General features: G+C 44.6%; 20 protein-coding genes. 11 read left to right on the top strand and 9 right to left on the bottom strand.

The annotated features are described in order from the left end of the window. Positions 1-31: 31 nt before the first annotated feature. The 4 genes from argH to argC form a co-directional block, all read right to left on the bottom strand. Positions 32-1,423 carry an argininosuccinate lyase gene (argH, locus tag PR799_RS12520; protein ID WP_154628119.1) on the bottom strand — a complete coding sequence of 464 codons (1,392 nt, stop codon included), beginning with the start codon at positions 1,421-1,423 and terminating at the stop codon, positions 32-34. Between the two features lie 77 nt (positions 1,424-1,500). After that, entirely contained in the window at positions 1,501-2,721 is a 1,221-nt protein-coding gene (locus PR799_RS12515) for an argininosuccinate synthase (RefSeq protein WP_036950892.1), read from the bottom strand. A gap of 84 nt (positions 2,722-2,805) precedes the next feature. After that, positions 2,806-3,582, bottom strand: a complete 777-nt coding sequence (gene argB / locus PR799_RS12510) for an acetylglutamate kinase (protein ID WP_154628118.1) — start codon at positions 3,580-3,582, stop codon at positions 2,806-2,808. A gap of 34 nt (positions 3,583-3,616) precedes the next feature. After that, positions 3,617-4,621: an N-acetyl-gamma-glutamyl-phosphate reductase gene (gene argC, locus PR799_RS12505; protein WP_272522234.1), complete on the bottom strand. Its 1,005-nt coding sequence runs from the start codon at positions 4,619-4,621 to the stop codon at positions 3,617-3,619. A 102-nt stretch (positions 4,622-4,723) separates the two neighbouring features. Here argC and argE point away from each other — a divergent pair, with 102 nt between their 5' ends. From argE to gadC, 4 genes are all read left to right on the top strand, one after another. Then, on the top strand, positions 4,724-5,878 hold the full coding sequence (gene argE / locus PR799_RS12500; RefSeq protein WP_272522232.1) for an acetylornithine deacetylase: 1,155 nt from the start codon (positions 4,724-4,726) through the stop codon (positions 5,876-5,878). Between the two features lie 263 nt (positions 5,879-6,141). Further along, positions 6,142-7,029 carry a methylenetetrahydrofolate reductase gene (gene metF / locus PR799_RS12495; protein ID WP_036950884.1) on the top strand — a complete coding sequence of 296 codons (888 nt, stop codon included), beginning with the start codon at positions 6,142-6,144 and terminating at the stop codon, positions 7,027-7,029. 666 nt (positions 7,030-7,695) lie between these two features. Beyond that, positions 7,696-9,096 carry a glutamate decarboxylase gene (locus PR799_RS12490; protein WP_154628115.1) on the top strand — a complete coding sequence of 467 codons (1,401 nt, stop codon included), beginning with the start codon at positions 7,696-7,698 and terminating at the stop codon, positions 9,094-9,096. Between the two features lie 77 nt (positions 9,097-9,173). Further along, complete coding sequence (gene gadC / locus PR799_RS12485; protein ID WP_272522231.1) at positions 9,174-10,712, top strand: glutamate:gamma-aminobutyrate antiporter; 1,539 nt, start codon at positions 9,174-9,176, stop codon at positions 10,710-10,712. Positions 10,713-10,774: 62 nt separating this feature from the next. On the opposite strand, the gene ppc is transcribed toward gadC, so the two are convergent. The 3 genes from ppc to metB all read right to left on the bottom strand — a co-directional run bounded on the left by ppc (position 10,775) and on the right by metB (position 17,391). Then, positions 10,775-13,414, bottom strand: coding sequence for a phosphoenolpyruvate carboxylase (gene ppc, locus PR799_RS12480; protein WP_272522229.1), 2,640 nt, complete (start codon positions 13,412-13,414; stop codon positions 10,775-10,777). A gap of 363 nt (positions 13,415-13,777) precedes the next feature. Next, a complete protein-coding gene (locus tag PR799_RS12475) occupies positions 13,778-16,219 on the bottom strand; it encodes a bifunctional aspartate kinase/homoserine dehydrogenase II (protein WP_154628112.1) in 2,442 nt (813 codons plus the stop codon). Between the two features lie 17 nt (positions 16,220-16,236). Beyond that, positions 16,237-17,391, bottom strand: a complete 1,155-nt coding sequence (gene metB, locus PR799_RS12470; RefSeq protein WP_154628111.1) for a cystathionine gamma-synthase — start codon at positions 17,389-17,391, stop codon at positions 16,237-16,239. A gap of 325 nt (positions 17,392-17,716) precedes the next feature. Here metB and metJ point away from each other — a divergent pair, with 325 nt between their 5' ends. Continuing rightward, positions 17,717-18,034 carry a met regulon transcriptional regulator MetJ gene (metJ, locus tag PR799_RS12465; protein WP_036950870.1) on the top strand — a complete coding sequence of 106 codons (318 nt, stop codon included), beginning with the start codon at positions 17,717-17,719 and terminating at the stop codon, positions 18,032-18,034. Positions 18,035-18,122: 88 nt separating this feature from the next. Here the strand turns inward: metJ and PR799_RS12460 are convergent, their stop codons facing one another. Next, on the bottom strand, positions 18,123-18,386 hold the full coding sequence (locus PR799_RS12460; RefSeq protein ID WP_272522227.1) for a hypothetical protein: 264 nt from the start codon (positions 18,384-18,386) through the stop codon (positions 18,123-18,125). Between the two features lie 38 nt (positions 18,387-18,424). Here PR799_RS12460 and PR799_RS12455 point away from each other — a divergent pair, with 38 nt between their 5' ends. Both PR799_RS12455 and PR799_RS12450 read left to right on the top strand, forming a co-directional pair. Then, positions 18,425-19,150, top strand: coding sequence for an outer membrane protein (locus PR799_RS12455; RefSeq protein ID WP_272522225.1), 726 nt, complete (start codon positions 18,425-18,427; stop codon positions 19,148-19,150). A 257-nt stretch (positions 19,151-19,407) separates the two neighbouring features. Continuing rightward, positions 19,408-20,148 (top strand): outer membrane protein, encoded by a 741-nt coding sequence (locus tag PR799_RS12450; RefSeq protein ID WP_272522224.1) that lies wholly within the window; start codon positions 19,408-19,410, stop codon positions 20,146-20,148. A gap of 99 nt (positions 20,149-20,247) precedes the next feature. On the opposite strand, the gene rpmE is transcribed toward PR799_RS12450, so the two are convergent. Beyond that, positions 20,248-20,463, bottom strand: coding sequence for a 50S ribosomal protein L31 (gene rpmE / locus PR799_RS12445; RefSeq protein ID WP_036950864.1), 216 nt, complete (start codon positions 20,461-20,463; stop codon positions 20,248-20,250). 225 nt (positions 20,464-20,688) lie between these two features. Here rpmE and priA point away from each other — a divergent pair, with 225 nt between their 5' ends. From priA to hslV, 4 genes are all read left to right on the top strand, one after another. Continuing rightward, entirely contained in the window at positions 20,689-22,887 is a 2,199-nt protein-coding gene (gene priA / locus PR799_RS12440) for a primosomal protein N' (protein ID WP_154628109.1), read from the top strand. 289 nt (positions 22,888-23,176) lie between these two features. Further along, positions 23,177-24,205, top strand: coding sequence for a DNA-binding transcriptional regulator CytR (cytR, locus tag PR799_RS12435; RefSeq protein ID WP_272522221.1), 1,029 nt, complete (start codon positions 23,177-23,179; stop codon positions 24,203-24,205). 72 nt (positions 24,206-24,277) lie between these two features. Further along, positions 24,278-25,117 carry a cell division protein FtsN gene (ftsN, locus tag PR799_RS12430; RefSeq protein ID WP_272522220.1) on the top strand — a complete coding sequence of 280 codons (840 nt, stop codon included), beginning with the start codon at positions 24,278-24,280 and terminating at the stop codon, positions 25,115-25,117. Positions 25,118-25,284: 167 nt separating this feature from the next. After that, on the top strand, positions 25,285-25,815 hold the full coding sequence (gene hslV / locus PR799_RS12425) for an ATP-dependent protease subunit HslV (RefSeq protein ID WP_006660514.1): 531 nt from the start codon (positions 25,285-25,287) through the stop codon (positions 25,813-25,815). The last annotated feature ends 11 nt before the right edge of the window (positions 25,816-25,826 follow it).

Raw genomic sequence — 25,826 nt, 5'->3', positions numbered from 1 at the left:
ATTGGGGTAGCCATGCTACCCCCCATTTTTTCTACATTTCCTTTATTGACATCTTCAAGCGAGTTCTCGCATCTACAATGGCTTTTGCCACCTGCTTTTGAGATACCCCACCTTTTGCTAATCGCTTATCAAGACAAGACTGTAGAGATAAAATCTCATACACATCCAATTGGATAGTTGCACTGAATTTTTGCAAATCACTTAATGCCATCTCTTCTAATGCTTTCCCCTGCGCTATCGCAGCCACAACGGCTTCCCCCACAATATGGTGAGCTTCACGGAATGGAACGCCTTTCGCCACTAGATAATCCGCCAGCTCAGTCGCATTTGCATAACCTTGTTTTGCTGCATCTTCACAGCGAGGACGACGAATTTGGATACCATCCAGAACGAGTACCGCCATGTGCATACAATCTAACCATGTATCGAGGGCATCGAATAACCCTTCTTTGTCTTCTTGCATATCTTTGTTGTAAGCAAGCGGCAACCCTTTCAGGGTCATCATCATGCCGGTCAATGCACCTTGAACACGGCCACATTTACCACGAATTAGCTCCAATGCATCAGGATTTTTCTTTTGCGGCATCAGCGACGAGCCTGAAGTCACTTTATCGGATAACTCCACAAACCCTGCTTCGCCACTGTTGAAGAAAATCAGATCTTCAGCAAAGCGAGATAAATGCACCATACCGATGCTGGCGTCAGATAAAAGTTCTAACACATGGTCTCTATCAGAAACGGTATCTAAACTGTTACGCGTTGCGGATGAAAAGCCTAACCATGATGCTAATTGCTCACGGTCAATATCATAGGCTGTACCCGCCAGCGCCCCACAACCTAATGGGCTGACATCTAAACGCTTTAAAGTATCTTGCAAACGGCTTTCATCACGAGACAACATTTCGCTATACGCTAAACACCAATGGGCGAATGTCACTGGCTGAGCACGTTGTAAGTGGGTATAGCCTGGCATCACTGCATCTTGGTTATTTTCAGCGGTGATGACCAACGCTTTTTGTAACTCAGTCACAGCGTCTAATAACAGCGCCACTTGGTCTTTACACCACAGTTTTAAATCTGTCGCGACTTGGTCATTACGGCTACGACCTGTGTGTAGTTTTTTTCCTAAATCACCGACTTTATCAATCAGTTTACCTTCAACCCAGCTATGAATATCTTCGGCGTCGCTTTGCAAGATAATTTCAGGATCGGCTTGCACTTCCGCCAATAGCGCATTGAGTGCTTGCTCGAGAGATTTTTGCTCGCTATCAGACAGCACGCCAACCGTGACCAACGCTTTTGACCATGCCACAGAGCCAATAATATCCTGCTCAGCTAAGCGATAATCAAAACGCAGTGAATCATTGAATTGTTTAAACCGCTGATCTGCCTGCTGACTAAAACGTCCACCCCAAAGTGCCATAACGAGTCCCTACCTGATTGATAAAATAAGTGTCTGCCCGACAGCCCTATCTGGCTGTCGGGGTCATACTGATAAAACTATTTTGCTTTGTTCTGTTCTTTCAGCGCACGAATACGTGAAGAGAGTGAGTAGAGACGGATAAACCCACCAGCATGGCTGTGATCGTAAACTTCATCTTCACCAAATGTTGCAAACTCTTCAGAGTACAGGCTCTTATCCGCTTTCTTCTGGATAGCCGTCACTTGCCCTTTATACAATTTCAGAACCACTTCACCGGTCACATCCTGAGCCAGGGATTCTGCTGCTGCTTGTAAAGAATGACGAAGTGGCGCAAACCAGCGACCGTCATACACCACATAAGACATTTCCAGACCTAGCTGTTCACGCCATTTATAGCTATCGCGGTCTAATACTAATTGCTCAACACCGCGCAGTGCTGCCATCATGATCGTGCCCCCTGGGGTTTCATAGCAACCACGGGATTTCATACCCACTAAACGGTTTTCCACGATATCAATACGACCCACGCCATGTTTTGCACCCAGCGTATTTAATGTTTCTAAACAGCCTAATGGAGACAACGCTTTCCCGTTTACAGAAACCACTTCACCGTGTTTCACGCCAACCGTCACCAGCTCAGCTTCATCTGGTGCATCTTTCGGATCAACCGTCCACACCCAGCAATCTTGGTTAGCGGCATTCCAAGTGCTTTCCAATACGCCGCCTTCAGTAGAAATGTGCCATGCGTTTTCATCACGGCTGTAGATTTTCTCTAAGCTCGCTGTCGTTGGAATATTACGCTCTTTCAGGTAATCCAGCAGGGCTTCACGGGAACGTAAGTCCCACTCACGCCATGGCGCAACCACTTTCAATTGTGGTGCTAATGCGGTGTAAGTGCTTTCAAAACGCACTTGGTCATTACCTTTACCGGTTGCGCCGTGCGCGACGGCATCTGCGCCAACTTTCAGTGCGATTTCAACTTGCGCTTTAGCGATAATTGGACGCGCCATTGATGTACCCAGTAAATAGCTACCTTCATACAGCGCACCTGTTTTCAGCACTGGGTAGATATATTCTTTGATAAATTCTTCACGCAGGTCAACTACGTAGCATTCAGAAGCACCTGATTGCAGGGCCTTTTTCTCAACACCGACTAAGTCTTCTCTGTCTTGACCCACATCAGCAACGAATGCCACGACTTCACAGTCATCGTAGTTTTCTTTTAACCATGGAATGATAGCCGACGTGTCTAATCCACCGGAGTACGCTAATACAATCTTCTTAATGCCCTTTTTCATAAATTACCTGTCCCAATTCTGTTTAAAATTAAATGTCTTTAAAATAAATGTCTGATTTGTCTGTTTGCTTGCTCAGTTATTCACTCAAGAAGCAAGAATTCGTGTGCCAATCGCGGTGCCATTAAATAGTGATGGCAACTGTTCCGCATGACGCCAGCTCGCAATATCTACTGGACGTTGCAATGTGGACGCCGCTTCTAACGCCGCATTCACTTTGACTATCATTCCATCCGTGATGATGCCTTGATCGATCAGTTTCTGCGCTTTGGCGGTCGTCATTTCATCAATCTTTTGGCCTTTACCATCCAAAATACCGCTTACATCAGAAAGCAGGACTAAATCGGCATTCAGTGCTTGGGCAATTGCTGTCGCCGCTTGGTCTGCATTGACGTTCATAAGTTGCCCCTCTTCGGTGATCCCGATAGAACTAATGATGGGTAAATATCCCGCAGACAGTAATAATTTCAGTAAATTCGCATCACCCGCTTTCGCGCTACCCACATGACCTAATTCATCATTAATTTGCGTAACCACTGCGCTGTGTCCATCCCCAAGGGATAAACCCACCGCTTGCAATTGATGTTTAATCGCCCATGCCAACAAGGTTTTATTCGCTGTTCCGGCTAGCGCTCCGGTAATAATGTCGATTTGATCTGCTGGCGTGACACGCAATCCTTGCTTTTTCACAACGGGTAATTGCAGTTTTTGCATTAATTCATCGACTAAACACCCACCACCGTGAACAATCACCAGCTCACGTTGATGAGCCTGACGGTAGGTTTGGATCGCCGTAAATAATCTTTCTAGGGCTTCTTCGCTATCGAGTAACACACCACCCAATTTAATGACTAAAGGTTGCATGGGGATTTATCCTTAATAAATTGCCATAAGAGCATTAAAGTAATGATTGCGTTTCGTTAAAACCAAACCGAATATTCATGCACTGAACGGCTTGCGCTGCGGCACCTTTTAATAGGTTATCTTCTGTACCCACTAAAATCAGGTGCTCACCTTTCAATACAAAGCCGATATCACAAAATGGCGTGCCAACCACCGATTTCAGTGCAGGAACGCCTTTATCATATAAACGGACTAACGGTTTATCGTGATACGCATCTTTAAATGTTTGGCTAATTTGCTCCGCTGTAACGCCGGCTTTCACTTTGCAAGTGATGGTCGCCAGTATGCCCCGTGCAAAATTGCCTAAATGTGGCGTGAAAATCACGTCTCTGCCTAAATGCGTCGCAATTTCCGGTTGATGACGGTGAGTGAAAATGCCGTAAGGCTGTAAGCTTACCTCGCAAAAGCTGTTCGTCATGGAGGCTTTACGCCCTGCCCCTGAAACGCCGCTGGTGGCATTAATCACCGGCCACATGTTTTCATCGAGTAAATCCGCTTCAATCAACGGCTTCAATGAAAGTTGAGAAACCGTGGGATAACACCCCGGCACCGCAATCAGTTGAGCTTGACGGATTTTATCTGCCTGCCATTCCGCTAAACCGTAAACTGCTTGCATTAACCACTGGGTATTTGTATGTTCGAAACCGTAGTATTGCGGATAAAACGCCGCATCTTGAACACGATAAGCACCCGAAAGGTCAAACACCACGCAACCCGCTTCAAGAAACTGGGGTGCAATGTCATGACTAACTTCATGGGCGGTCGCGAGGAAAACAACATCAACCCCTTTTGGCGCCTCAGCCACATCGGTAAGCGGCTGAACCGGAAGGTCGATAATGCCTTTATACTGGGGATGTAAATCAGAAAAGCATTTACCCGCATCCGCACTTTGTGCAGAAACCATCAGCCCAGAAAGATGAATATCAGGATGACGTTGTAAGTAAGCGGCTAATTCTGCTCCAGTATAACCACTGGCCCCGACAATGAGTGTGTTCAACATGTGTTTTCTACCTTGTACTCGTGACCCAAACAGTTTAATGTGTATTTTTATTCAAATAAAGTGCATGAATATTGATACTATTATGGATAAAGGCTGTCAACAGTGAATATTAAATTACCTGCATTTATTGAGATTTATCGTCAATTAATCGCCACACCGTCGATTAGTGCGACCGATTCGCAACTCGATCAGAGTAACCGAGCGCTGGTGGAGCTATTAGGTGGATGGTTAGAAACCTTAGGCTTTAATGTGAATATTCAACCGGTCCCTGATACCCGAGATAAATATAACCTGTTAGCCTCGATTGGCGAGGGTAACGGAGGGTTGATGCTATGCGGTCATACGGATACCGTGCCATTTGATGAGGGTCGTTGGAGTAAAGATCCGTTCAAGCTCACCGAACATAATGGCAAACTGTATGGGCTAGGCACCGCAGATATGAAAGGCTTTTTTGCCTTTATTATTGATGCACTGCGTGATGTTGACCTCAGCACCTTAAAGCGCCCTCTGCATATTCTTGCCACGGCAGATGAAGAAACCTCGATGGCTGGTGCTCGCTTTTTTGCTGCCAGCACGCAATTACGCCCCGATTTCGCCATCATTGGTGAACCGACGTCATTACAGCCTATTCGCGCGCATAAAGGACACCTTTCCAATGCCATTCGTATTACAGGTCAATCTGGGCATTCCAGTGATCCAGATAGAGGCGTTAATGCCATTGAATTAATGCATGAATCTATCTCTCACTTAATGACTTTAAGAAATACATTGAAAGAGCGCTATAACAACCCTGCGTTTGTGATCCCGTATCCAACCATGAACTTTGGTCATATTCATGGTGGTGATGCCGCGAACCGAATTTGTGGTTGCTGTGAATTACATATGGATATTCGCCCACTGCCAGGTTTAACGTTGCAAGATCTGGACGAGCTACTCAATGAAACTCTCGAACCCGTTCGTGCAAAATGGCCGGGTCGCTTAGCCATTGAAGAGATGCACCCACCGATCCCCGGCTATGAATGCCCGACAGATCATAAAATGGTAGCAGTCATTGAGCAGTTATTAGGTAAAAAAGCGGAAACCGTAAACTACTGTACGGAAGCGCCATTTATCCAAGAACTTTGCCCGACACTGGTGCTGGGTCCCGGCTCTATTGAACAAGCCCACCAGCCTGATGAGTTCATCGATATGAGCTTTATTGAACCAACCCGCCAACTCATCAGCCAAATGGTCGAGCACTTCTGTTTTACTGAATAGTGTTTTACTGAATAGTATTTTACTAAGTAATGTTGTACCGCATGCGGAGTCAGTCGGCTCCGCATTTCCCCATCATGAATTTTTCTCTTGTTGCCTCTGAAAAAACATCAATTCCAAATTTGATTTAGGAGTTGACTCTCTCTCTCAATATCGCGTAATCTCTATTTAGACGTCTAAACGTATAGAAGTACAAACGAATGCATATAATCAAATAACGAAAATAATCATTAAATAATGAGTTTCTTGAGGCGAGGTCACAGGGTATGAGTTTCTTTCACGCAAATCAGCGCGAGGCGTTGAACCAGAATTTAGCTGAATTAGATGGGCAGATTAATGTCTCATTTGAATTTTTCCCACCTCGCTCAGCAGAAATGGAACAGACATTGTGGAAATCTATCGATAGGCTCAAGGTCTTAAAACCGAATTTTGTCTCTGTCACCTACGGCGCTAACTCCGGTGAGCGAGATAGAACCCATAGCATCATTAAAGATATCAAAGACAAAACAGGATTAGTGGCCGCACCACACTTAACCTGCATCGATGCCAGCCCTGATGAACTAAAAACCATCGCTCGAGATTATTGGAACAACGGCATTCGCCATATTGTGGCATTACGGGGAGACCTTCCTGATAACAGCCGCAAGCCCGATATGTATGCAGAGCACTTGGTTGAATTACTGAAAACTGAAGCTGACTTTGATATTTCCGTCGCAGCTTACCCTGAAGTACACCCTGAGGCCAAAAGTGCTCAGGCTGACTTAATCAATTTGAAGAAAAAGATTGAAGCCGGAGCCAACCGCGCCATTACCCAATTTTTCTTTGATGTTGAAAGCTACCTACGTTTTCGTGACCGCTGCGTAGCAACGGGTATTGATGTGGAAATCGTACCGGGAATTTTGCCTGTTTCTAACTTCCGCCAGCTAGAACGTTTTGCCAAAATCACCAATGTGCGTATCCCAAGTTGGATGAATAGAATGTACGAAGGCTTAGATGATGACCCTGAAAGCCGCAATCTTGTTGGCGCGTCAATTGCCATGGACATGGTGAAAATTTTAAGTCGTGAAGGTGTAAAAGATTTCCATTTTTACACCTTAAACCGCTCTGAACTAACTTACGCCATTTGCCATACATTAGGCGTTAGACCAAAATAATTGGGTGTTAGGTGAAGCAACCACTTTATTCCATATCACTTATCGGGTTAATTCATTTATCGTGAATTAACCCAATCATATTTCCCTTCTTTCTATTCTATTTACCGCTATTCTCTATAACTCCGTTCCCCATAATTAATGCAGACTAAAACCAGTCATTATTAGACTAGAAATTAAAGTTATAACAAAAATAATTCATCAAATATGTCTAAATAGAATTAAAATACAGTAAATATTTAATTAAAAAACTGATATTAGATCAATCCAAAACAAATAGTCTTTTAAAGATGCACTGATTAATATCATTAAAAACCACATAAAACGCTATTTTATCCTTATTCATCATTATTCCTCTAGCAATAGAAATATTGTTTTTCAATAGCTTACACACCCAGCGAAAACTCATAGCCCATTGATGCAACTCATTTTTTCACATTGAATCACTTAGCGAAAATTCAGATTAACAATGTTGATAAATTGTTATATCTGATTAACTTCGAATTTAAATCATATTTACCATGAAAACAAATAATCAAAACAACCACCACCAAAATCAGACTTTCTTTTAAAGAACTTTATTCCAATTTATTTTTATGCTTATATGAAAATATAAGATTATTGATCCTTCCTAGTAATAACATCTCAATTATTGAGGAGATTCGTTGTATGAATAATAAATCAGTATCTTCAAAATATAGTGAATTAGATGATGTTTATGCTTCATTTGATTTATCCCAATCCTTACCAAAAACGAAATTTCCAATCAAAGAAAGCGACCCGAGAAATGTATTTAGCGCAGTACGTGATGAGCTAATGCTAGATGGTAATTCCCGACAAAACTTAGCAACATTTTGCCAAACATGGGTAGATGACGAAATTCGCAGTTTGATGGATCTCTCTATCGACAAAAACATGATTGATAAAGATGAATATCCGCAAACCGCCGAAATTGAAAACCGCTGCGTGCATATGCTCGCTGATTTATGGCACTCTCCTGACGCACTCAATACATTAGGCTGCTCAACGATTGGCTCTTCAGAAGCCGCAATGTTAGGGGGGCTGGCGTTAAAATGGCAATGGCGTAAAAAACAAGCTGCCAAAGGAAAACCAACCGATAAACCTAACTTAATCTGTGGCCCTGTCCAGATTTGTTGGCATAAATTTGCCCGTTATTTTGATGTCGAACTGCGTGAAATTCCGCTTGAAGGCGACCGCCTGATCATGAGCCCAGAAGAAGTTATCAAACGCGTTGATGAAAATACTATCGGTGTCGTTCCAACTCTAGGCGTGACGTTCACTTGCCAATATGAGCCAGTGAAAGCTGTTCATGATGCATTGGATAAACTGCAAAAAGAAACGGGCTTAGACATTCCTATTCACGTGGATGGTGCAAGTGGTGGTTTCCTCGCGCCTTTCTGTGCGCCTACACTGGAATGGGATTTCCGCTTACCTCGCGTTAAATCCATCAACGCATCTGGACACAAATTTGGTTTAGCACCATTAGGTGCTGGTTGGGTAATTTGGCGTGAAGCAAAAGATCTCCCAGAAGAGCTCATTTTCAATGTGAACTACCTTGGCGGTAACATGCCAACCTTCGCATTAAACTTCTCTCGTCCGGGTGGACAAATCATTGCACAGTATTACAACTTCCTACGTCTTGGTCGCGAAGGCTACGCGAAAATTCATAATGCCTGCTATGCCACCGCTCAATACCTTGCCCGTGAAATTGAAAAACTGGGCCCATTTGAGATGATTTTTGATGGCGATAGTGCCAAAGGTATCCCAGCATTGGCATGGAAATTAAAAGACGGTGCGAAAACCAGTAACTACTCTTTATATGATATTGCAGACAAATTACGTAGCCGCGGCTGGCAAGTCCCTGCTTACTCAATGCCTGCAAACCGTGAAGATCTGGTGATCCAGCGTATTCTAGTCCGTCATGGTGTCAGCCTTGACCTCGCCTCACTGCTCATCGAAGATTTCAAACGCACCCTCGAATATTTCGAGAAACACCCTGTCAGTAAACCACTTTCTGAAGAAGAAAGCGGCGGTTTCAATCACAGCTAATCCTTAGTCGTTTATCCAGTCGGCGTATTCATTTATGCGCCGACTGACTTTGTAAAACATATGACAGGAGAATAGGCATGGCGACGTCAACAACAGCTCCAGCCGCAAAACAACTCACCTTGTTAGGTTTTTTTGCGATCACCGCGTCTATGGTGATGGCGGTCTATGAATATCCGACATTCGCCACATCGGGTTTCAGTTTAGTTTTCTTTTTACTCTTAGGGGGATTGCTATGGTTTATCCCCGTAGCCTTATGTGCTGCCGAAATGGCGACTGTTGAAGGCTGGGAAGAAGGGGGGATTTTCGCGTGGGTTTCCAACACATTGGGAGAGCGTTGGGGATTTGCGGCGATTTCATTTGGTTATCTACAAATTGCGATAGGCTTTATTCCGATGCTGTACTTTGTACTCGGCGCCCTATCCTACATATTAAATTGGCCAGAACTCAATACCGATCCCGTCACCAAAACCATCGGCGCTCTGGTGATTTTATGGGTTCTCGCTTTCACCCAATTTGGTGGAACCAAATATACAGCAAGTATCGCAAAAGTCGGTTTCTTTGCTGGGATTTTATTACCGGCTCTAATTCTCGTTGGGCTAGCGATTAGTTACTTGGCAAGCGGCGCCCCTTTAGCTATCGAGATGAGCACAAAAACCTTTATTCCTGACTTCACACAAATCGGCACATTAGTGGTCTTTGTTGCCTTTATTCTCAGTTACATGGGTGTTGAAGCCTCAGCAACCCACGTCAACGAAATGAAAAACCCTGGTCGAGATTATCCTGCGGCAATGTTCTTACTAATGATTGCGGCGATTTGCTTAAGCTCTATTGGTGGTTTATCGGTTGCAGCCGTGATCCCTAACAGCGAAATCAACCTGTCTGCGGGTGTGGTACAAACCTTTGAAGTTCTCGTTAGCCACTTTAATTCCACCTTAGAGTGGGCAGTACGGATTATTGCTGCGTTACTGTTACTCGGCGTATTAGCAGAAATTGCCTCTTGGATTGTGGGACCTTCCCGTGGGATGTATGTCGCTGCACAAAAAGGAATTTTGCCGAAAAGCTTTGCCAAAGTGAATAAAAATGGCGTGCCAGTCACGTTAGTCATTTCCCAATTACTGATCACCACGGTGGCGATTATTGTCCTCACCAACACAGGCGGCGGCGGGAATATGTCCTTCCTGATAGCGCTGGCATTAACTGTTGTTATTTATCTGTGTAGCTACTTTATGCTGTTCCTCGGTTATATGCATTTAGTCTGCAAACAATCTGATAAAAAACGGGCATTCAACGTGCCGGGTGGTAAAAGCTTTAAATTGTTAATCGCGTTTGTTGGGTTAGTGATCTCAATTCTGGCATTTGTGGTGTCATTCTTCCCGCCAAGTTCATTGCCGGGAGGAGCAGATGATACGACTTACGTCACGCTGCTAGCGGTGAGTTTTGTGATTATCTTCCTACTGCCTTTTGTGATTTATGCATTCCACAATAAAGTCGGAAAATCCACCAACGTCTCCATGGTGCATATCAAAACTCACAATGCCCCAACTAACCATTTCTTTATCCATCCACGGGCGCGTTCGCCTTATCATCTGATTCATAATGATCAGAACAAAAAATAACGTTCGACCATAAACGAAAAAGGCTGCCAATTGGCAGCCTTTTTACTGACAGAAACTCATCGTTAGCCGGTATTACGCATACCCGCCGCAACACCCGCAATGGTCACCATCAACGCTTGCTCCACACGCGGGTCTGGATGCTCTTGTTGGCGAGAGCGATGTAATAGCTCAGCCTGCAATACGTTCAGTGGGTCAGTATAGACGTTACGTAGCGCGATAGATTCCGCAATCCACGGTAAATCCGCCATCAACGCTTCATCTTTAGAGACAGCTAAAACACTCTTAATATCTTCGGATAACTGGTCACGCAACTTTTGTCCCAGTGGCCATAGACGTTTTTCAACGAGGCAATGGTCATAGTATTCCGCCAACCATAAATCGGCTTTCGCGTACACCATTTCCAGCATCGCAATACGGGTTTTGAAGAATGTCCACTCTTGCCACATTTCATCCAGTACCGCTTGCTTGCCTTCTTTTTCGATAACATGTTTTAGCGCCGCACCTGCCCCTAACCACGCGGGTAACATCAAGCGGTTTTGTGTCCACGCAAAAATCCAAGGGATAGCACGAAGGGTTTCAACGCCCCCAGTAGGGCGGCGTTTTGCAGGGCGAGAACCTAATGGCAATTTACCCAGCTCTAACTCTGGGGTTGCTGCACGGAAATACGGGACAAAGTCAGGCTGTTCACGCACATAATCGCGATACATCGCACAAGACACATCAGACAGCGAATTCATCACCGCCTTCCACTCTTCTTTTGGCTCTGGCGGTGGCAGTAAGTTAGCTTCAAGGATAGCGCTCGCGTACATAGCCAAGCTGCTAATCGTCACTTGCGGCAGACCAAACTTAAAGCGGATCATCTCGCCTTGTTCCGTCACACGCAGTCCGCCTTTTAAACTTCCTGGTGGTTGGGAAAGTAGTGCGGAGTGCGCTGGTGCACCGCCACGACCAATAGTGCCGCCACGGCCGTGGAACAGTGTCAGTTTCACACCTTCTTTATCACACAGCTTAATTAGGGCATCTTGTGCACGATATTGCGCCCATGATGCCGCCATCACACCCGCATCTTTTGCAGAGTCCGAGTAACCAATCATCACCATTTGGCGATCATCAATCAGCTCACGATACCACTCAATGCTGAGCAACTTAGTCATCACACTTTCGGCGTTATTTAAGTCTTCAAGGGTTTCGAACAGTGGAGCAACTGGCAATTTAATCGAAGCACCCGCCTCTTTTAGCAGAAGCTTAACGGCTAAAACGTCGGATGGCACTTTCGCCATTGAGATCACGTAAGCAGCGATAGAATCATTTTTCGCTTTGGCGATAACGCGGCAAGTTTCGAATACTTCTTGCGTTTCTGCTGTCGGTTGCCAGTCTTGTGGGATCAGCGGACGACGAGATTGCAGCTCAGTCAGTAAGAAATCTTGTTTCTCTTGTTCCGACCAATTGCCATAGTTGCCCAGCCCCAAATATTCTGTCAGTTCAGACAGCGCTTCAGTATGGCGAGTACTCTCTTGGCGCACATCGATACGTACCAATTGCAGACCAAAGCTGCGAATACGGCGCAGCGTATCTAACAGTGAGCCATTGGCAATAATGCTCATATTGCAAGCAACGAGCGATTGATAGCAGGTGTAGAGCGGATCCCACAGTTGTGCGTTATCCGTCAGTAAATCCGCTGGTGGCAAAACTTGCTCGCCTTTCACTCGGCGCTCTAAATATTCCAACGTAGAGAACAGTTGGCTACGCAGATTTTTGGCGATTTGGCGATAAGGCTCATCCACATCATCGCCGCCCGCCAGCGCACGCAGTGCTGGCGTTGCTTCCGTCATAGAAAGCTCCGACACCAAGACCTGAATATCTTTCAAGAATAAATCGGCAGCTTTCCAGCGGCTTAATAACAGAACGTGGCGAGTCACTTCCGCGGTCACATTCGGGTTACCATCACGGTCGCCCCCCATCCATGACGTAAAGCGGATTGGGTTTGCTTCGACAGGTAATTCAGCCCCAATGGACTCTTCGAGCTGTTCATTGAATTCCCGTAAAAATGCCGGAACCCCTTCCCACAATGAGTTTTCAACAACCGCAAAACCCCATTTCGCTTCATCGATTGGCGTAGGGCGAATTTTACGAATTTCATCGGTATGCCAAGATTGCGCCACCAACTGGCGTAAACGGCGCATAATATTGTTGCGTTCGTAATCCGCTAAATCATCATGATCGAGCTGGGATAAACAGGTGTTCACCTCAACCAATTTGTGAATTAAGGTGCGGCGGGCGATTTCGGTTGGATGGGCTGTCAGCACCAGCTCAATGGAAAGCTCTTCAACGGCTTTTTGAATATCACAGTGGCTAAAATCGTGCTCTTTTAAACGCCCAAATAATTTCTGTAAGGCAACAGGGTTACTGGCCGCTTCGCCATGAGGAGAAATACTGTGGTACTGCTCCGCCACGTTGGTTAAGTTTAAGAATTGGTTGAATGCCCTCGCAACGGGTAATAGCTCATCGTTGGTGAGTGTTTGCAAGGTCATTAATAATTTTTGGCGCTGAACTTCATTACCTGCGCGGGAGGATTTGGATAACTTGCGAATAGATTCGACTTTATCGAGGATATCTTCACCAAGAGCGTCTTTGATGGTATCACCGAGTAGCTTACCCAACATACTGACATTACTGCGCATTGCGGAATATTGCTGATTCATGGGACTCCTGATCTTGTGCTGTTGGCAGGATGCCACCCCGCTTCTCGTGAACGGTTAACAAACTGCGCTGGATTTCCTGTAATAAAATTTCAGTCGGCTAGAATTATGTTTTGTGATGCAGACCGCGAATTTCACCCTGTACCCTATATTCATATCAGAAAAAAAGCGCTTTGGGTGATTTTTCTGAAATTTAATTACAGCGCTATTTTTATTAATTTTTCTTATTTAAGTATTGTTTCAGCGCAATCTATCGTCGATTCAGCACTTTTAAGTCATGAATCTTATTTAAGAATAAAATAGGAATGGGAAAATTTGAGAAATGAAGAGAACGCACGAGTTTATCTACCCCGTGCGTTGCTGATTTTATAAAAGCTGAGAAAGTCGATTCAAGTCAGATTGGATAGCGCCGGCTGTCACATCGCGACCCGCACCGGGTCCGCGGATCACCAATGGGTTATCACGATACCAACGGCTTTCAATGGCAAAAACGTTATCCCCCGGTAATAAAGAGGCTAACGGATGCTCAGGTTTAACTGCCTCGACACCCACTTTTGCTTTACCTTTCACCGCATCAAACCGCGCGACATAACGTAGCACTAATCCTAGCTCCTTCGCGGCTTCTAAGCGCTGCTGCATCTGATCGTTAATCACGGCGCTATTTTCAAAGAACTCATCCAGTGAGCCCGTTTCCGCTTGCGCTGGCACTAATGATTCCACGCGCACATCATCCGGTTCGATATCATAGCCCGCTTCTCGCGCCAGAATAATGAGCTTGCGCATCACATCTTGCCCAGATAAATCGATGCGAGGATCCGGTTCTGTTAATCCTTGCTGCCAAGCTTGCTCGACAAGCTCACTGAAAGGCACAGAGCCATCAAATTGCAAGAATAGCCACGATAATGTGCCGGAGAAGATCCCACTGATCGCCAGAATCGCGTCACCACTTTCTTTGAGATCGCGCACTGCATAGTTGATCGGCAACCCCGCGCCGACGGTCGCGTTGTAGAGCCAATGGCGCCCCGTCTTCGCAAACGCATCACGAATATCACGATATTGCGAAGTAGGCGCCGCCCCTGCAATTTTGTTTGCACTGATAACATGGAAACCGTAGCTCGCAAAATCCACATAACTATTGGCGAGCTCGCCGCTGGCGGTGACATCCAACACAATCAAGTCATCATAAGGGTGCGCTCGCATCCATAAAAACAGATTATCGTCTTGGTGTTCAACTGCTTCGTCATCAAAGAAGGCTAATGCGCGGCTTGGGTCGATACCTTGATAATTCAATAAACTGCGGCGGCTATCTACTACACCCGCCAAGACAAAATCAAAGTCACTGCGAGCAGAAATATTTTGCTGCTCGACCGAAAACAGTTCTAACCAACGGGCGCCAATATTACCTTTACCAAACAGCACTAAGCCAATGCGCTTTTCAGCGCGGAATAAGCTTTGGTGCATGCCTTGAATAATATGCTCAGTTTGATTGGTGCGCAGTACCGCAACTAAGCTAATGCCATCTTCTGAATGCCAAATAAACTCAACTGGCTGCCCTTTGAGTTCTTCATAAAAACGGTGGCTGTGCAGCGGTTTTTTACACACGCCAGCACCGACCAGAGCCACCAGAGAAAAACCTTCACGTAATGAAAGAGACCCAGGCAATGCCGCTTCTTCCAACACATTCAATGCACTTTCGACCACTTCCGAGGTGTAGCACAGTTGTAAGATAGCGCGATCATGGTGAATACCTCGCGCCAGAGGGCGAAGTTGTACGCGTTTTAATAATAAATCTACATCCTTGCAGATTTGGTTAAAGTCGCGCCCTGCGGCAATTCGCAGCTCAATTAAGCACACATCGTTATGGCTGGTGACAATTTTTGCCCCCGTACCCGACGCTAATACACGCTCAATTTTGGTGGAGCCTTGTTCCGGTTGGTAGCTACAACGCAGCTGCAAATCAATATTGCTGACAGAAACTGGCTGCAAAGTACGCGTATGTAAGACAGGTGCGGCAAGGCGTGCCAATTCGCTGGCTTCATCTAACCGTAATAATGGTAGCAGGCAAGCATCTTTTACTTTGCGAGGATCCGCGCTGTATACCCCTGCCACGTCACTCCAAATGGTGACTTTGCCGACATCTGCTAATGCCCCAACTTGGGTAGCCGAATAGTCACTACCGTTACGCCCCAAGAGGACGGTTTCACCTTTTTGGTTGCGGGAAATAAACCCTGTGACCACAAGACGTTGCTGTGGATGTTGCACCAATAATTGCTGTAAGAGATGGCGGGATTGAACCTCATCCACCTGTGGTTGTGCGGCTCTTTCTGCGCGCAAAAATGCACGTGCATCTAACCAAGCACTCGCCATATCAAACTGTTCAAGTACTGCGGACATTAAACGTGCTGACCAGATTTCACCGTGCCCCACGACTTCTGCATAAGTGGCATCATTGATAGGTTTATCCAGTAGCCCGCTGAGGCGTTCTAAATCCGCAACAAATAGCTGATTGAGCTCATCGGCCTTCTCTTCAGGCAGTAATCCACTAATCAAATCTTGCTGGTACCGGCGTAGCGCTTGCTGTACTTGATGGGCAGAAATACGGTCACTCTGGCTCAGTTTAAGCCAACTTATCAGCTGGTTTGTGGTACTCCCTGCCGCAGAAACAACCATTAAATCGCCAGGTTGGCTGTAGTTCGCCATAATGGTGGCGACACGCTGATAACATTTCACATCAGCTAAACTACTTCCCCCAAACTTATGTAACTGTCGGTGACAAGGGATCACCTCAAATGCTGTTATTGCACTCATCAAAAACTCCGCTAACGTTATGACGCAACCTTAAATGCGTGGCTTAAATCTGCGATAAGATCCTGACTATCTTCAAGACCAACTGAAATGCGCAGTAAACTATCAGTAATACCTGCTGCGGCTCGCGCTTCAGGAGACATGCCTGCATGGGTCATGGTCGCCGTATGGGAAATCAAGGTTTCTACACCACCGAGAGATTCCGCTAATGTAAACAAGCTCAGCGCCTGTAAAAACTGACGAAGTTGCGCTTCATCGCCTGCAAATTCAAAACTTAACATTGCGCCAAAGCCAGATTGTTGCGCGGCAGCAATGTGATGTCCCGGATGATCACTCAAGGCAGGATAATATATTTTCTTCACCAGCGGCTGAGTTTTAAGATATTTTACGATTTCACCTGCATTATGCTGCTGCTGTTTTATGCGAGGCAACAATGTTCTCATACCTCTGAGTAACAGGTAACTATCAAATGCACCGCCAGTGACACCGATATTATTCGCCCACCACGCTAATTCTAGAGCCCATTTCTCTTCTTTTGCAATCACTGCACCCGCAATAATATCTGAATGACCATTGAGATATTTTGTACAAGAATGAACAACAAAATCAGCGCCTAACGCTAATGGTTGCTGTAATGCAGGGCTTAAAAATGTGTTATCCACCACCACTAAAGCCCCTGCGTGATGTGCAAGTGTCGAAATATGTTGAATATCGTAAATTCTCAGTAACGGGTTACTTGGCGTTTCGATGAGTACCAGTTTGGGTTTTCTCGCTAATGCAACTTGCAACGCAGATTCGTCGCCTTGGTCAACAAATTCAACCTGATAAGCGCCTTTTTGGCTCAAGCTGTTAAATAAGCGGTAACTGCCGCCGTAACAATCGTGAGGGGCTACGAGTAGATCACCCGGTTGTAATAATACGGTACATAATAGATGGAGAGCCGACATCCCACTGTTAGTCATCACGGCACCACTTCCGCCTTCTAGCTGTGCCAGTGTTCGCTGCACAATATCTCGCCCAGGATTGCCACGACGGGAGTAGTCATGGGTTCTCGGCTCATTGAAATCCGTAAAATTATAGGTGCTAGATAAATAGATGGGAGGAACAACGCAACCAAATTGCGAGTCTTCATTGAGTCCATTATGTATCGCGATAGTGGATGCTTTGTATGTCATGAGTGTCTCTCCAAGTATGGGATAGCTCAAATCATACTCAAAGCAAATTTAGCCGTCAACATGTCCAGACGTCTAAACCTCTTTACGTTTATAACAACTAATGGAATAATCAGCCATAATAATTATGTGCCAATGGATAGTTAGACCACATTACCGGCATATAAAAAGACTTAATTTATTGATTTTAATATGTATTAAATAATAACTTAAGCCCTTTATTCTTAACCCGTATGCTGAGTGTATCTTGAAAAAAATTCATCTTCAGGATCAGGAAACTGACACTCGTATATTATTTTATTATCAATGAATATATCCAAGGTATCTCATGGCTGAATGGAACGGTGAATATGTCAGTCCGTATGCTGAACATGGCAAAAAAAGCGAGCAAGTCAAAAAAATTACAGTATCGATTCCTTTAAAAGTACTGAAAATTTTAACTGATGAACGTACTCGTCGTCAGATCAATAACTTGCGCCACGCGACTAACAGTGAATTACTGTGCGAAGCCTTTTTGCATGCGTTTACTGGTCAACCGCTGCCGGATGATGATGATTTGCGTAAAGAACGTAATGATGAGATCCCTGAAGCAGCAAAAGAAATCATGCGCGAGCTAGGTATTGACCCAGAAACTTGGGAATATTAATCCCTCTGCGTCTTTCTTTAACACTCGGCTTACTGATGTGGGTCGAGTGTGACTTATCTTAGTCACCTATTTCACCTAAATAGCACTCTTACCCGCTGAACCCCCCATCATTTATTTTCATTATCTTCATGCTGTTAAGCAATTTCAATTGTTGCCGATAACCAATGTACGCCTTTTGCCATGGATTAATCTTTTGGGCACTTAATCCGTCAGATAAAGCGCGATTTTTCTTTCCTCTAAAGACTATTTTTACAGCTAAATGCTTAATTATATTAAAAAACAATAAAGCCTGCTGTATATCAAGTTTTATAGGGATCCTGCATAGATAAATTAAATAGTTATCTATACTCATATTGCGTGATCCGAATACATAGCTAAATGGAATTTATAATGAAAAAAATTATTGCCGTATCTCTACTCAGTTTGGTGTCTAGTACAGCCTTTGCAGGGGCAGAAAGCCTGTATGTCTCAGGTAAAATCGGGGCTTCAATCGTTCAAATTTCCAATCAAAAATGGGAAACCAGTGATAACGAATTTGAAAAAACCAATCTCGGAAATACCAATGATTCTGTTTTCGGTGGCAACATTGCCGTCGGTTACGACTTTTCTAAAAGCACCACGTTACCTCTACGCACTGAACTTGAATTTGGGATGAGAGAAAAAGCCTCCACAAGCCACAATCTCGAATCATCCAATGACCCAGGTGTTTTCAGCAGCTCTGATGATGTCAAAACCGATATCACTTTAAACACTGTAATGCTCAATACTTATTATGATTTCAAAAATGATACTAAATTTACCCCATACGTAAGCGTCGGATTAGGTATGGCAAGCATTAACCACAAAATGCGTTATGACTATAATGAGCATATTGTCGCTTTAAACCAGTTCACCCACGAGAAATACACTAAATCCAAAACAACCACTAACTTTGCGTGGAGCGTCGGTTTAGGTTCACAATACAGAGTGAATAATCACGTTTCATTAGATATGGGATACCGCTTCTTAGATGCAGGAAAATCTGAAGCGAGTTACTACGCAGATAGCCAAGAAAACACCTCAAAAGTGAAAGTCAGAAGCCATGACATTATGTTTGGTGTAACTTACCGTTTCTAAGGATTTTCAGTGAGCACCTTAATAAATATTATTGAGGCGCTCACACCAAAACCAAATATTAAATCTAGATATTCATATTAAGATAAATATTTAGCCTTTAATGCAAGACATTTTCAGCATTAAAAACCAAAAAATATTCGTTTTATTCTCACTTTTTAGCTCAATACCTCAAAGTTTCTTACACTGATTATAGCCCTTCCCGTATCACTTATACTCCAGTTAGGTTTCTGTCTGAAATAATTAACTGGTGCTTAATAATGAAAAATTTACTTTTAACCTTGAGTTGCTTGTTGTTTGCTAATTTAGCAATGGCATCCAGTAATAACGGCGTATATATATCAAGTAAAATTGGTGTATCAGTTTTGAATATATATGATTCTAAATTCGAATACAGTAATGAAAAACAATCTGATTTCAGAACACTAAAATTCAATGATAAAAGTCACCCTGCTTTTGGAAATTTTATTGGTGTTGGCTACGATTTTTATCATCAATTCACTGTGCCTATCCGTACAGAGTTAGAAGTGGGTATGCGAGGGAAAGTTAGCGATACTCATAACCTTAATGCACTTTCTAATTCAGCCAGTAATTCTGGCTCTTCTGATATGGAAAACGAAGCAACGCTAACGACAGTCATGTTAAATAGCTACTATGATATGAAAAACCAAACCGCATTCACGCCCTATATTTCTTTTGGGCTCGGATTGGCAAGTACGCGGTATGAAAATACACAACGTTCAGAATTTGAAATTTCTGGTGTTAAACAAAGTTCGAATCAATCAAAGTCAGATAGAATCAATAAGCTAGCATGGAGTTTAGGGCTAGGTAGCCGATATGCTTTCAATGACAACCTCTCATTTGACTTGGGCTATCGATTTACTGATGCAGGTAAATACAAAATTTCCATGCCGAACTCTTTCAATAAAGATGCGACTGAAACATCGACCATCAACCTAGCCAGCCATGATTTTATGTTTGGAGTTGCTTACCGCTTTTAACTTCCAGAGATTGGCAAATTTTAGGCAATAAAAAACCTGTTCAATTGAACAGGTTTTCTTACTGAATACGTTAAATCAACTTCAACGTGACAGGTTTTATTACTTTTTAGCACCTGGGATGCTGAAACGCTGGTTGAAGCGATCAACACGACCACCGGTCGCAACATCACGTTGTTTACCAGTATAGAACGGGTGGCAGTTACCACAAACGTCCAGGTTCAGAGAGTGACCAGCTGTTGAGTTAATTTTCATTACGTTGCCGCAAGAACAAGTTGCAGTAACTTCTTCGTATTTAGGGTGAATACCTTTTTTCATGGGAGAACCTCTAATAAGGCCGTGTCGCCATTCCAGCCCTAACGCCGGACACCACACGTCGTGTTGATTAAATTTAGTTTATTGGCAAAACAAAATTAATTGATACCAAAGGCGGCGGATCATACAGAAAATCTGTTTATCGCGCAATGAAAATAGCATGATTTTTGTGGTACTCTAACAGAATACCCTCATCTTTTTGTACAAAAAACAGACGGAAATCCAGCTATGATCGTCGTTCAGGTGGCGTTACCTGTTCCTTTAAATCGCACATTTGATTATCTCTTGGGTGCAAATATGCCAGTCCCCGTTATCGGTGGACGGGTTATGGTGCCTTTTGGCAAACGCCAAGCCCTTGGTGTAGTTGTCAATCTGAGCGATAAAAGCGAGTTTCCCGAAGACCAACTCAAAACCGTGGAGCTGGTATTAGATTCACAAACCCTGTTCCCCGATGATCTCTGGCAACTGCTGCTGTGGTCATCTCAATATTACCATTACCCAATTGGTGAAGTGCTATTTCACGCGATGCCGACCTTACTGCGCCAAGGGAAGCCCGCAGAATTTACGCCGATCTGGCAATGGCAAGTAACTGAAGAGGGTCAGGCGGCGGATCTAAATGAACTAAAACGATCCCCAAAACAGCAGCAAGCGTTAGCGCTATTACGCCGCCGCCCAGTTTATCGCCATCAGGTTGGTGAGCTTGAAATCAGTGAAAGCGCTCTGCAAGCATTGAAGAAAAAACAGTATGCCGAGTTGCACCCTGTTCAACCAGTTGCAGAAAAATGGCAATCACAGTTTGCCGTGAGTGGGGAACGTTTACGACTCAATAGCGAGCAAGCCACCGCTGTAGGCGCAATTCGCGCAGAAGATGATAATTTTTCGCCGTGGTTACTGGCGGGGATCACCGGATCGGGAAAAACCGAAGTCTACCTGAGCGTGTTAGAAAATATTCTGGCTCAAGGTAAGCAGGCGCTAGTATTAGTCCCTGAAATTGGCTTAACGCCTCAAACCATTAATCGCTTCCGTGAACGCTTTAATGTACCTGTCGATGTTTTGCACTCTGCGCTCAATGACAGTGAGCGCTTAGCGGTTTGGTTACGAGCCAAACAGGGTTCTAACGGCATTATCATCGGGACGCGCTCTGCCTTATTCACGCCATTTGCCCGCCTTGGCATCATTATTATCGATGAAGAGCATGACAGTTCGTATAAACAGCAAGATGGCTGGCGCTACCATGCCCGTGATTTAGCGGTTTTCCGTGCAAAAAAAGAAAATATTCCAATTATCATGGGAACAGCGACCCCATCCCTCGAAACACTGAGTAATGTGCAACAGAATAAATATCGCCAATTAAATTTGACGATCCGCGCAGGTAATGCCCGTCCCGCTGAGCAGCATTTGATTGATTTAAAAGGACAGCCACTTAAATTTGGGCTGTCCCATTTACTGATCCAACATATTAAAAATCACCTAGCACAAAATAATCAGGTCATTTTGTTTCTAAATCGCCGAGGTTATTCCCCAGCACTTATCTGCCATGAATGTGGTTGGATAGCGGAATGCCAGCGTTGCGACCATTACTATACGCTGCACCAAAATTTTCATCAGTTACGTTGCCATCACTGTGATAGCCAACGCCCTGTCCCACGCCAATGCCCACAATGTGGATCAACACATTTAGTCCCTGTTGGGATGGGAACCGAGCAACTGGAAGAAGGGATTTCCCAGCTATTTCCGGATGTACCCGTGACTCGTATCGACCGAGATACCACCAGCCGTAAAGGCGAACTGGAGCAACATTTGAACGCTGTGCATGAAGGCGGCGCGCGAATTTTGATCGGCACACAAATGCTGGCGAAAGGACACCACTTTCCAGATGTGACCCTCGTCGCATTGCTGGATGTCGATGGCGCCTTATTTTCGAGTGACTTTAGAGCTGCCGAACGTTTTGCACAATTATATGTACAGGTCTCTGGACGAGCGGGACGAGCAGGCAAGCAAGGTGAAGTGTTCTTACAAACTCACCACCCTGAACACCCTCTTTTGCTCACCTTACTAGAAAGTGGCTATAACGCTTTTTCCGAAGAAGCCCTTGAAGAGCGCCGGGTGGCAATGCTTCCACCGTTTACTAGCCACATTCTTATTCGATCTGAAGATCATAATAATCAGGATTCACGGCAGTTTTTACAGAATGTTCGCCAGTATATTAGCCAACACCCACAAAGTGACTCGCGCTTATGGATTTTAGGTCCTGCACCGTCCATTCAAGCCAAACGAGGCGGACGTTTTCGCTGGCAACTTTTATTGCAGCATCCATCACGCGCCTATCTCCAGCAGTTTACTGCGCAATTATTACCTGAGTTACTAAAACAACCGGAAAGCCGTAAGGTAAAATGGAATATTGATGTGGATCCTACGGACGGTTAATACCACTAACTTACCCGAAAAATAGGTACTGTAACTCACTGACTCCAATAACTAAACCGTCATTTTTTCCATAAACGCATGGATTACGAATTTGGATTAAGTGGTTATCACTATAACTATTTTTAAAATTTGCGAGGCAGCTCTAAAAAATGATGCAAGTCACACTTTTTATGCAAACTAGGTAACAGATATTATTGTGAAACTCTTTAGAATGTCTTTTAATTAGCAAAATGACGTGTTTGCGCCATTCAAAAAAAAGCAATCGATTAAATAGACAAAGGAAGGCGTTGTGGAAAGTAAAAAGCACAATAATACGGCGACCATGAAAGATGTCGCGAACGCAGCAGGTGTATCAACAGCCACCGTTTCTCGGACATTGATGAACCCTGAAAAAGTCTCCCTACAAACACGTCAAAAAGTTGAGCAAGCCGTCTTAGACGTTGGCTATTATCCTCATAACCTCGCCCGCAGCTATAAACGCAATGAATCCAAAACTATTCTCGCGATCGTCCCAGACATTAGCGATCCCTTCTTCAGCGATGTGATCTGCGGCATTGAAGAAGTGGCCGCCCACGAAGGTTACTTTGTGCTGATTGGTGACTGTAAACATCAGCAGAAACAAGAAAATGCCTTTATTAACCTGATCATTACCAAACAGATTGATGGCATGGTTCTGTTGGGGTCTAACTTACCGTTTGATGTTTCAACCGAAGAACAAAAAAACCTACCGCCAATTGTGATGGCCAACGAATTCGCGCCAGAATTAAAACTTCCAACCGTGCATATTGATAACCTCACCGCGGCATTCAATGCCACCCATTATCTGCTAAAACAAGGTCATAAACGTATTGCTTGTATCGCAGGCCCTGAAGAAATGCCACATAGCCAATACCGTTTAGAAGGGTATAAAAAAGCGATGTTACGTACTGGCGAAGGGCTGAGAGAGAGCTATATTGTACGTGGGGATTTCTCTCATGAAAGCGGTGCTGAAGCATTAAAAACATTACTTTCTTTACCTGAGCCACCCACTGCCGTTTTCTGCCATACTGATATCATGGCATTCGGTGCAATGTGGCAAGCGAAGAAAATGGGTTTGAAAATTCCCGACGATATCTCTTTTGTTGGTTTTGATAACCTTGAGCAAGCCAAATATACATTACCCGCACTGACGACCATCAATCACCCTCGCAAGGAAATTGGTCGCCATGCGATGCTATTATTGCTAGAACAGCTACACGGAAATAGTGTCACCGCAGGTTCTCGTCTCCTAGATTCTGATTTAATCGTTAGAGAGAGTACAAAAGCGCCTAAATGCTAGGCAAAATCGTTAAGGTTAAGTAACATATGACCTAAATAACGATTAACAACTGACAACTAGTGAATTAATAGCGTGGCACAAAAAGATTATGTAGCTCGAGGACGGTCGTCCGCTCGTAAAAAAGGCAAAGGCAAATCGAAGAAAGCCCAAGGGCTACCACTAACCACATTAATTGTGGCGGTCGCTATTGTGGTGTTATTCGTGGGTGGCCTATTTTTTATTACTCATAATAAAAAAGAAGCGCCTCAAACTGCACTCCCCACTCAAGCTGCAAAACCGGGTAGCACGCTGCCACCTAAACCCGAAGAACCTTGGCGCTATAAAAGAGAGCTGGAAGAGCCTTGGCAAGATTATACTTCGCCATCGCAACCGAGCACAGGTAGCGGCAATATTCGTCAGTCTGATCTCACCACCGAACAGCGCCAGTTGTTAGAGCAAATGGATTCTGATCGTCGCCAGCCTGTGACCAACCTGCAAGAAGTGCCATTTAATGGTAAGCCGGTACCGCGCTCACAAGTGGTGATCAACGAACCTGCTAAGCCAGTTGAAACACCGCCCCAACGCAAACCGTCGATTATTGAGCAAAAACCTGAAACACGCCCAGTTGCGCCAGTTCAGCAAGCTCAGCCTGTCACGAAACCGGAAGTGAAGCCTGAGCCTAAACCTGAAACTGCTCCTGTGAATAAAATGCAGAATATGCTCGTGCAATGCGGTTCATTTAAAACGGCAGAACAGGCTGAGTCAGTACGTGCCACTCTCGCATTTGCGGGTATCGAAAGCCGCGTCACCGCAGGTGGTGGCTGGCATCGTATCGTATTAGGCCCATATTCCAAGTCCACCGCTGAAAACATGCGTGACCGTGCAGCAGGCGTTGGCGTGAGTGGTTGTATTCTTCGTGCTTCTGGGGGTTGAAAAATCCCCTCGTCTCCCCCATCTACTGTTTTAACGTACTCGTAAGCAGTTATTTTTGAGTTCAATCTCTTTCAAGTGATAGTGAATAGACCACTATCACTTGAAATTTATCTATCAAAAAATGAAATCAACTGCATTCTTTTTGTAATACAACCAGGGGCTAACTCATGACAACAATCGTAAGTGTTCGCCGTAATGGCCAAGTTGTAATCGGTGGTGATGGACAGGCGACGATGGGTAATACCGTCATGAAAGGCAATGTCCGCAAAGTACGCCGTTTATATAACGACAAAGTCATTGCAGGATTTGCCGGTGGCACCGCAGACGCATTCACTCTCTTTGAACTGTTCGAGCGCAAGCTTGAACTCCATCAAGGACACCTCACTAAAGCGGCGGTGGAATTAGCCAAAGATTGGCGTACCGACCGCATGCTGCGCAAATTAGAAGCGCTGCTTGCCGTCGCTGATGAACATACTTCATTAATTATTACGGGTAATGGTGACGTCGTTCAGCCTGAAAATGACCTGATTGCGATTGGCTCCGGTGGCCCATATGCACAATCTGCAGCACGCGCCCTTCTCGAAAATACAGACTTAAGCGCTCGCGAAATCGCGGAAAAAGCCCTCGCCATAGCGGGAGATATCTGTATTTACACCAACCATAATGTCAACTTTGAAGAAATTTCTTCAAAATCATAAGGATTGCTAGC

Source organism: Providencia sp. PROV202, from assembly GCF_028479565.1.
GTDB classification, from domain to species: domain Bacteria; phylum Pseudomonadota; class Gammaproteobacteria; order Enterobacterales; family Enterobacteriaceae; genus Providencia; species Providencia zhijiangensis.
This window is presented reverse-complemented; position numbering and strand designations above follow the sequence as displayed.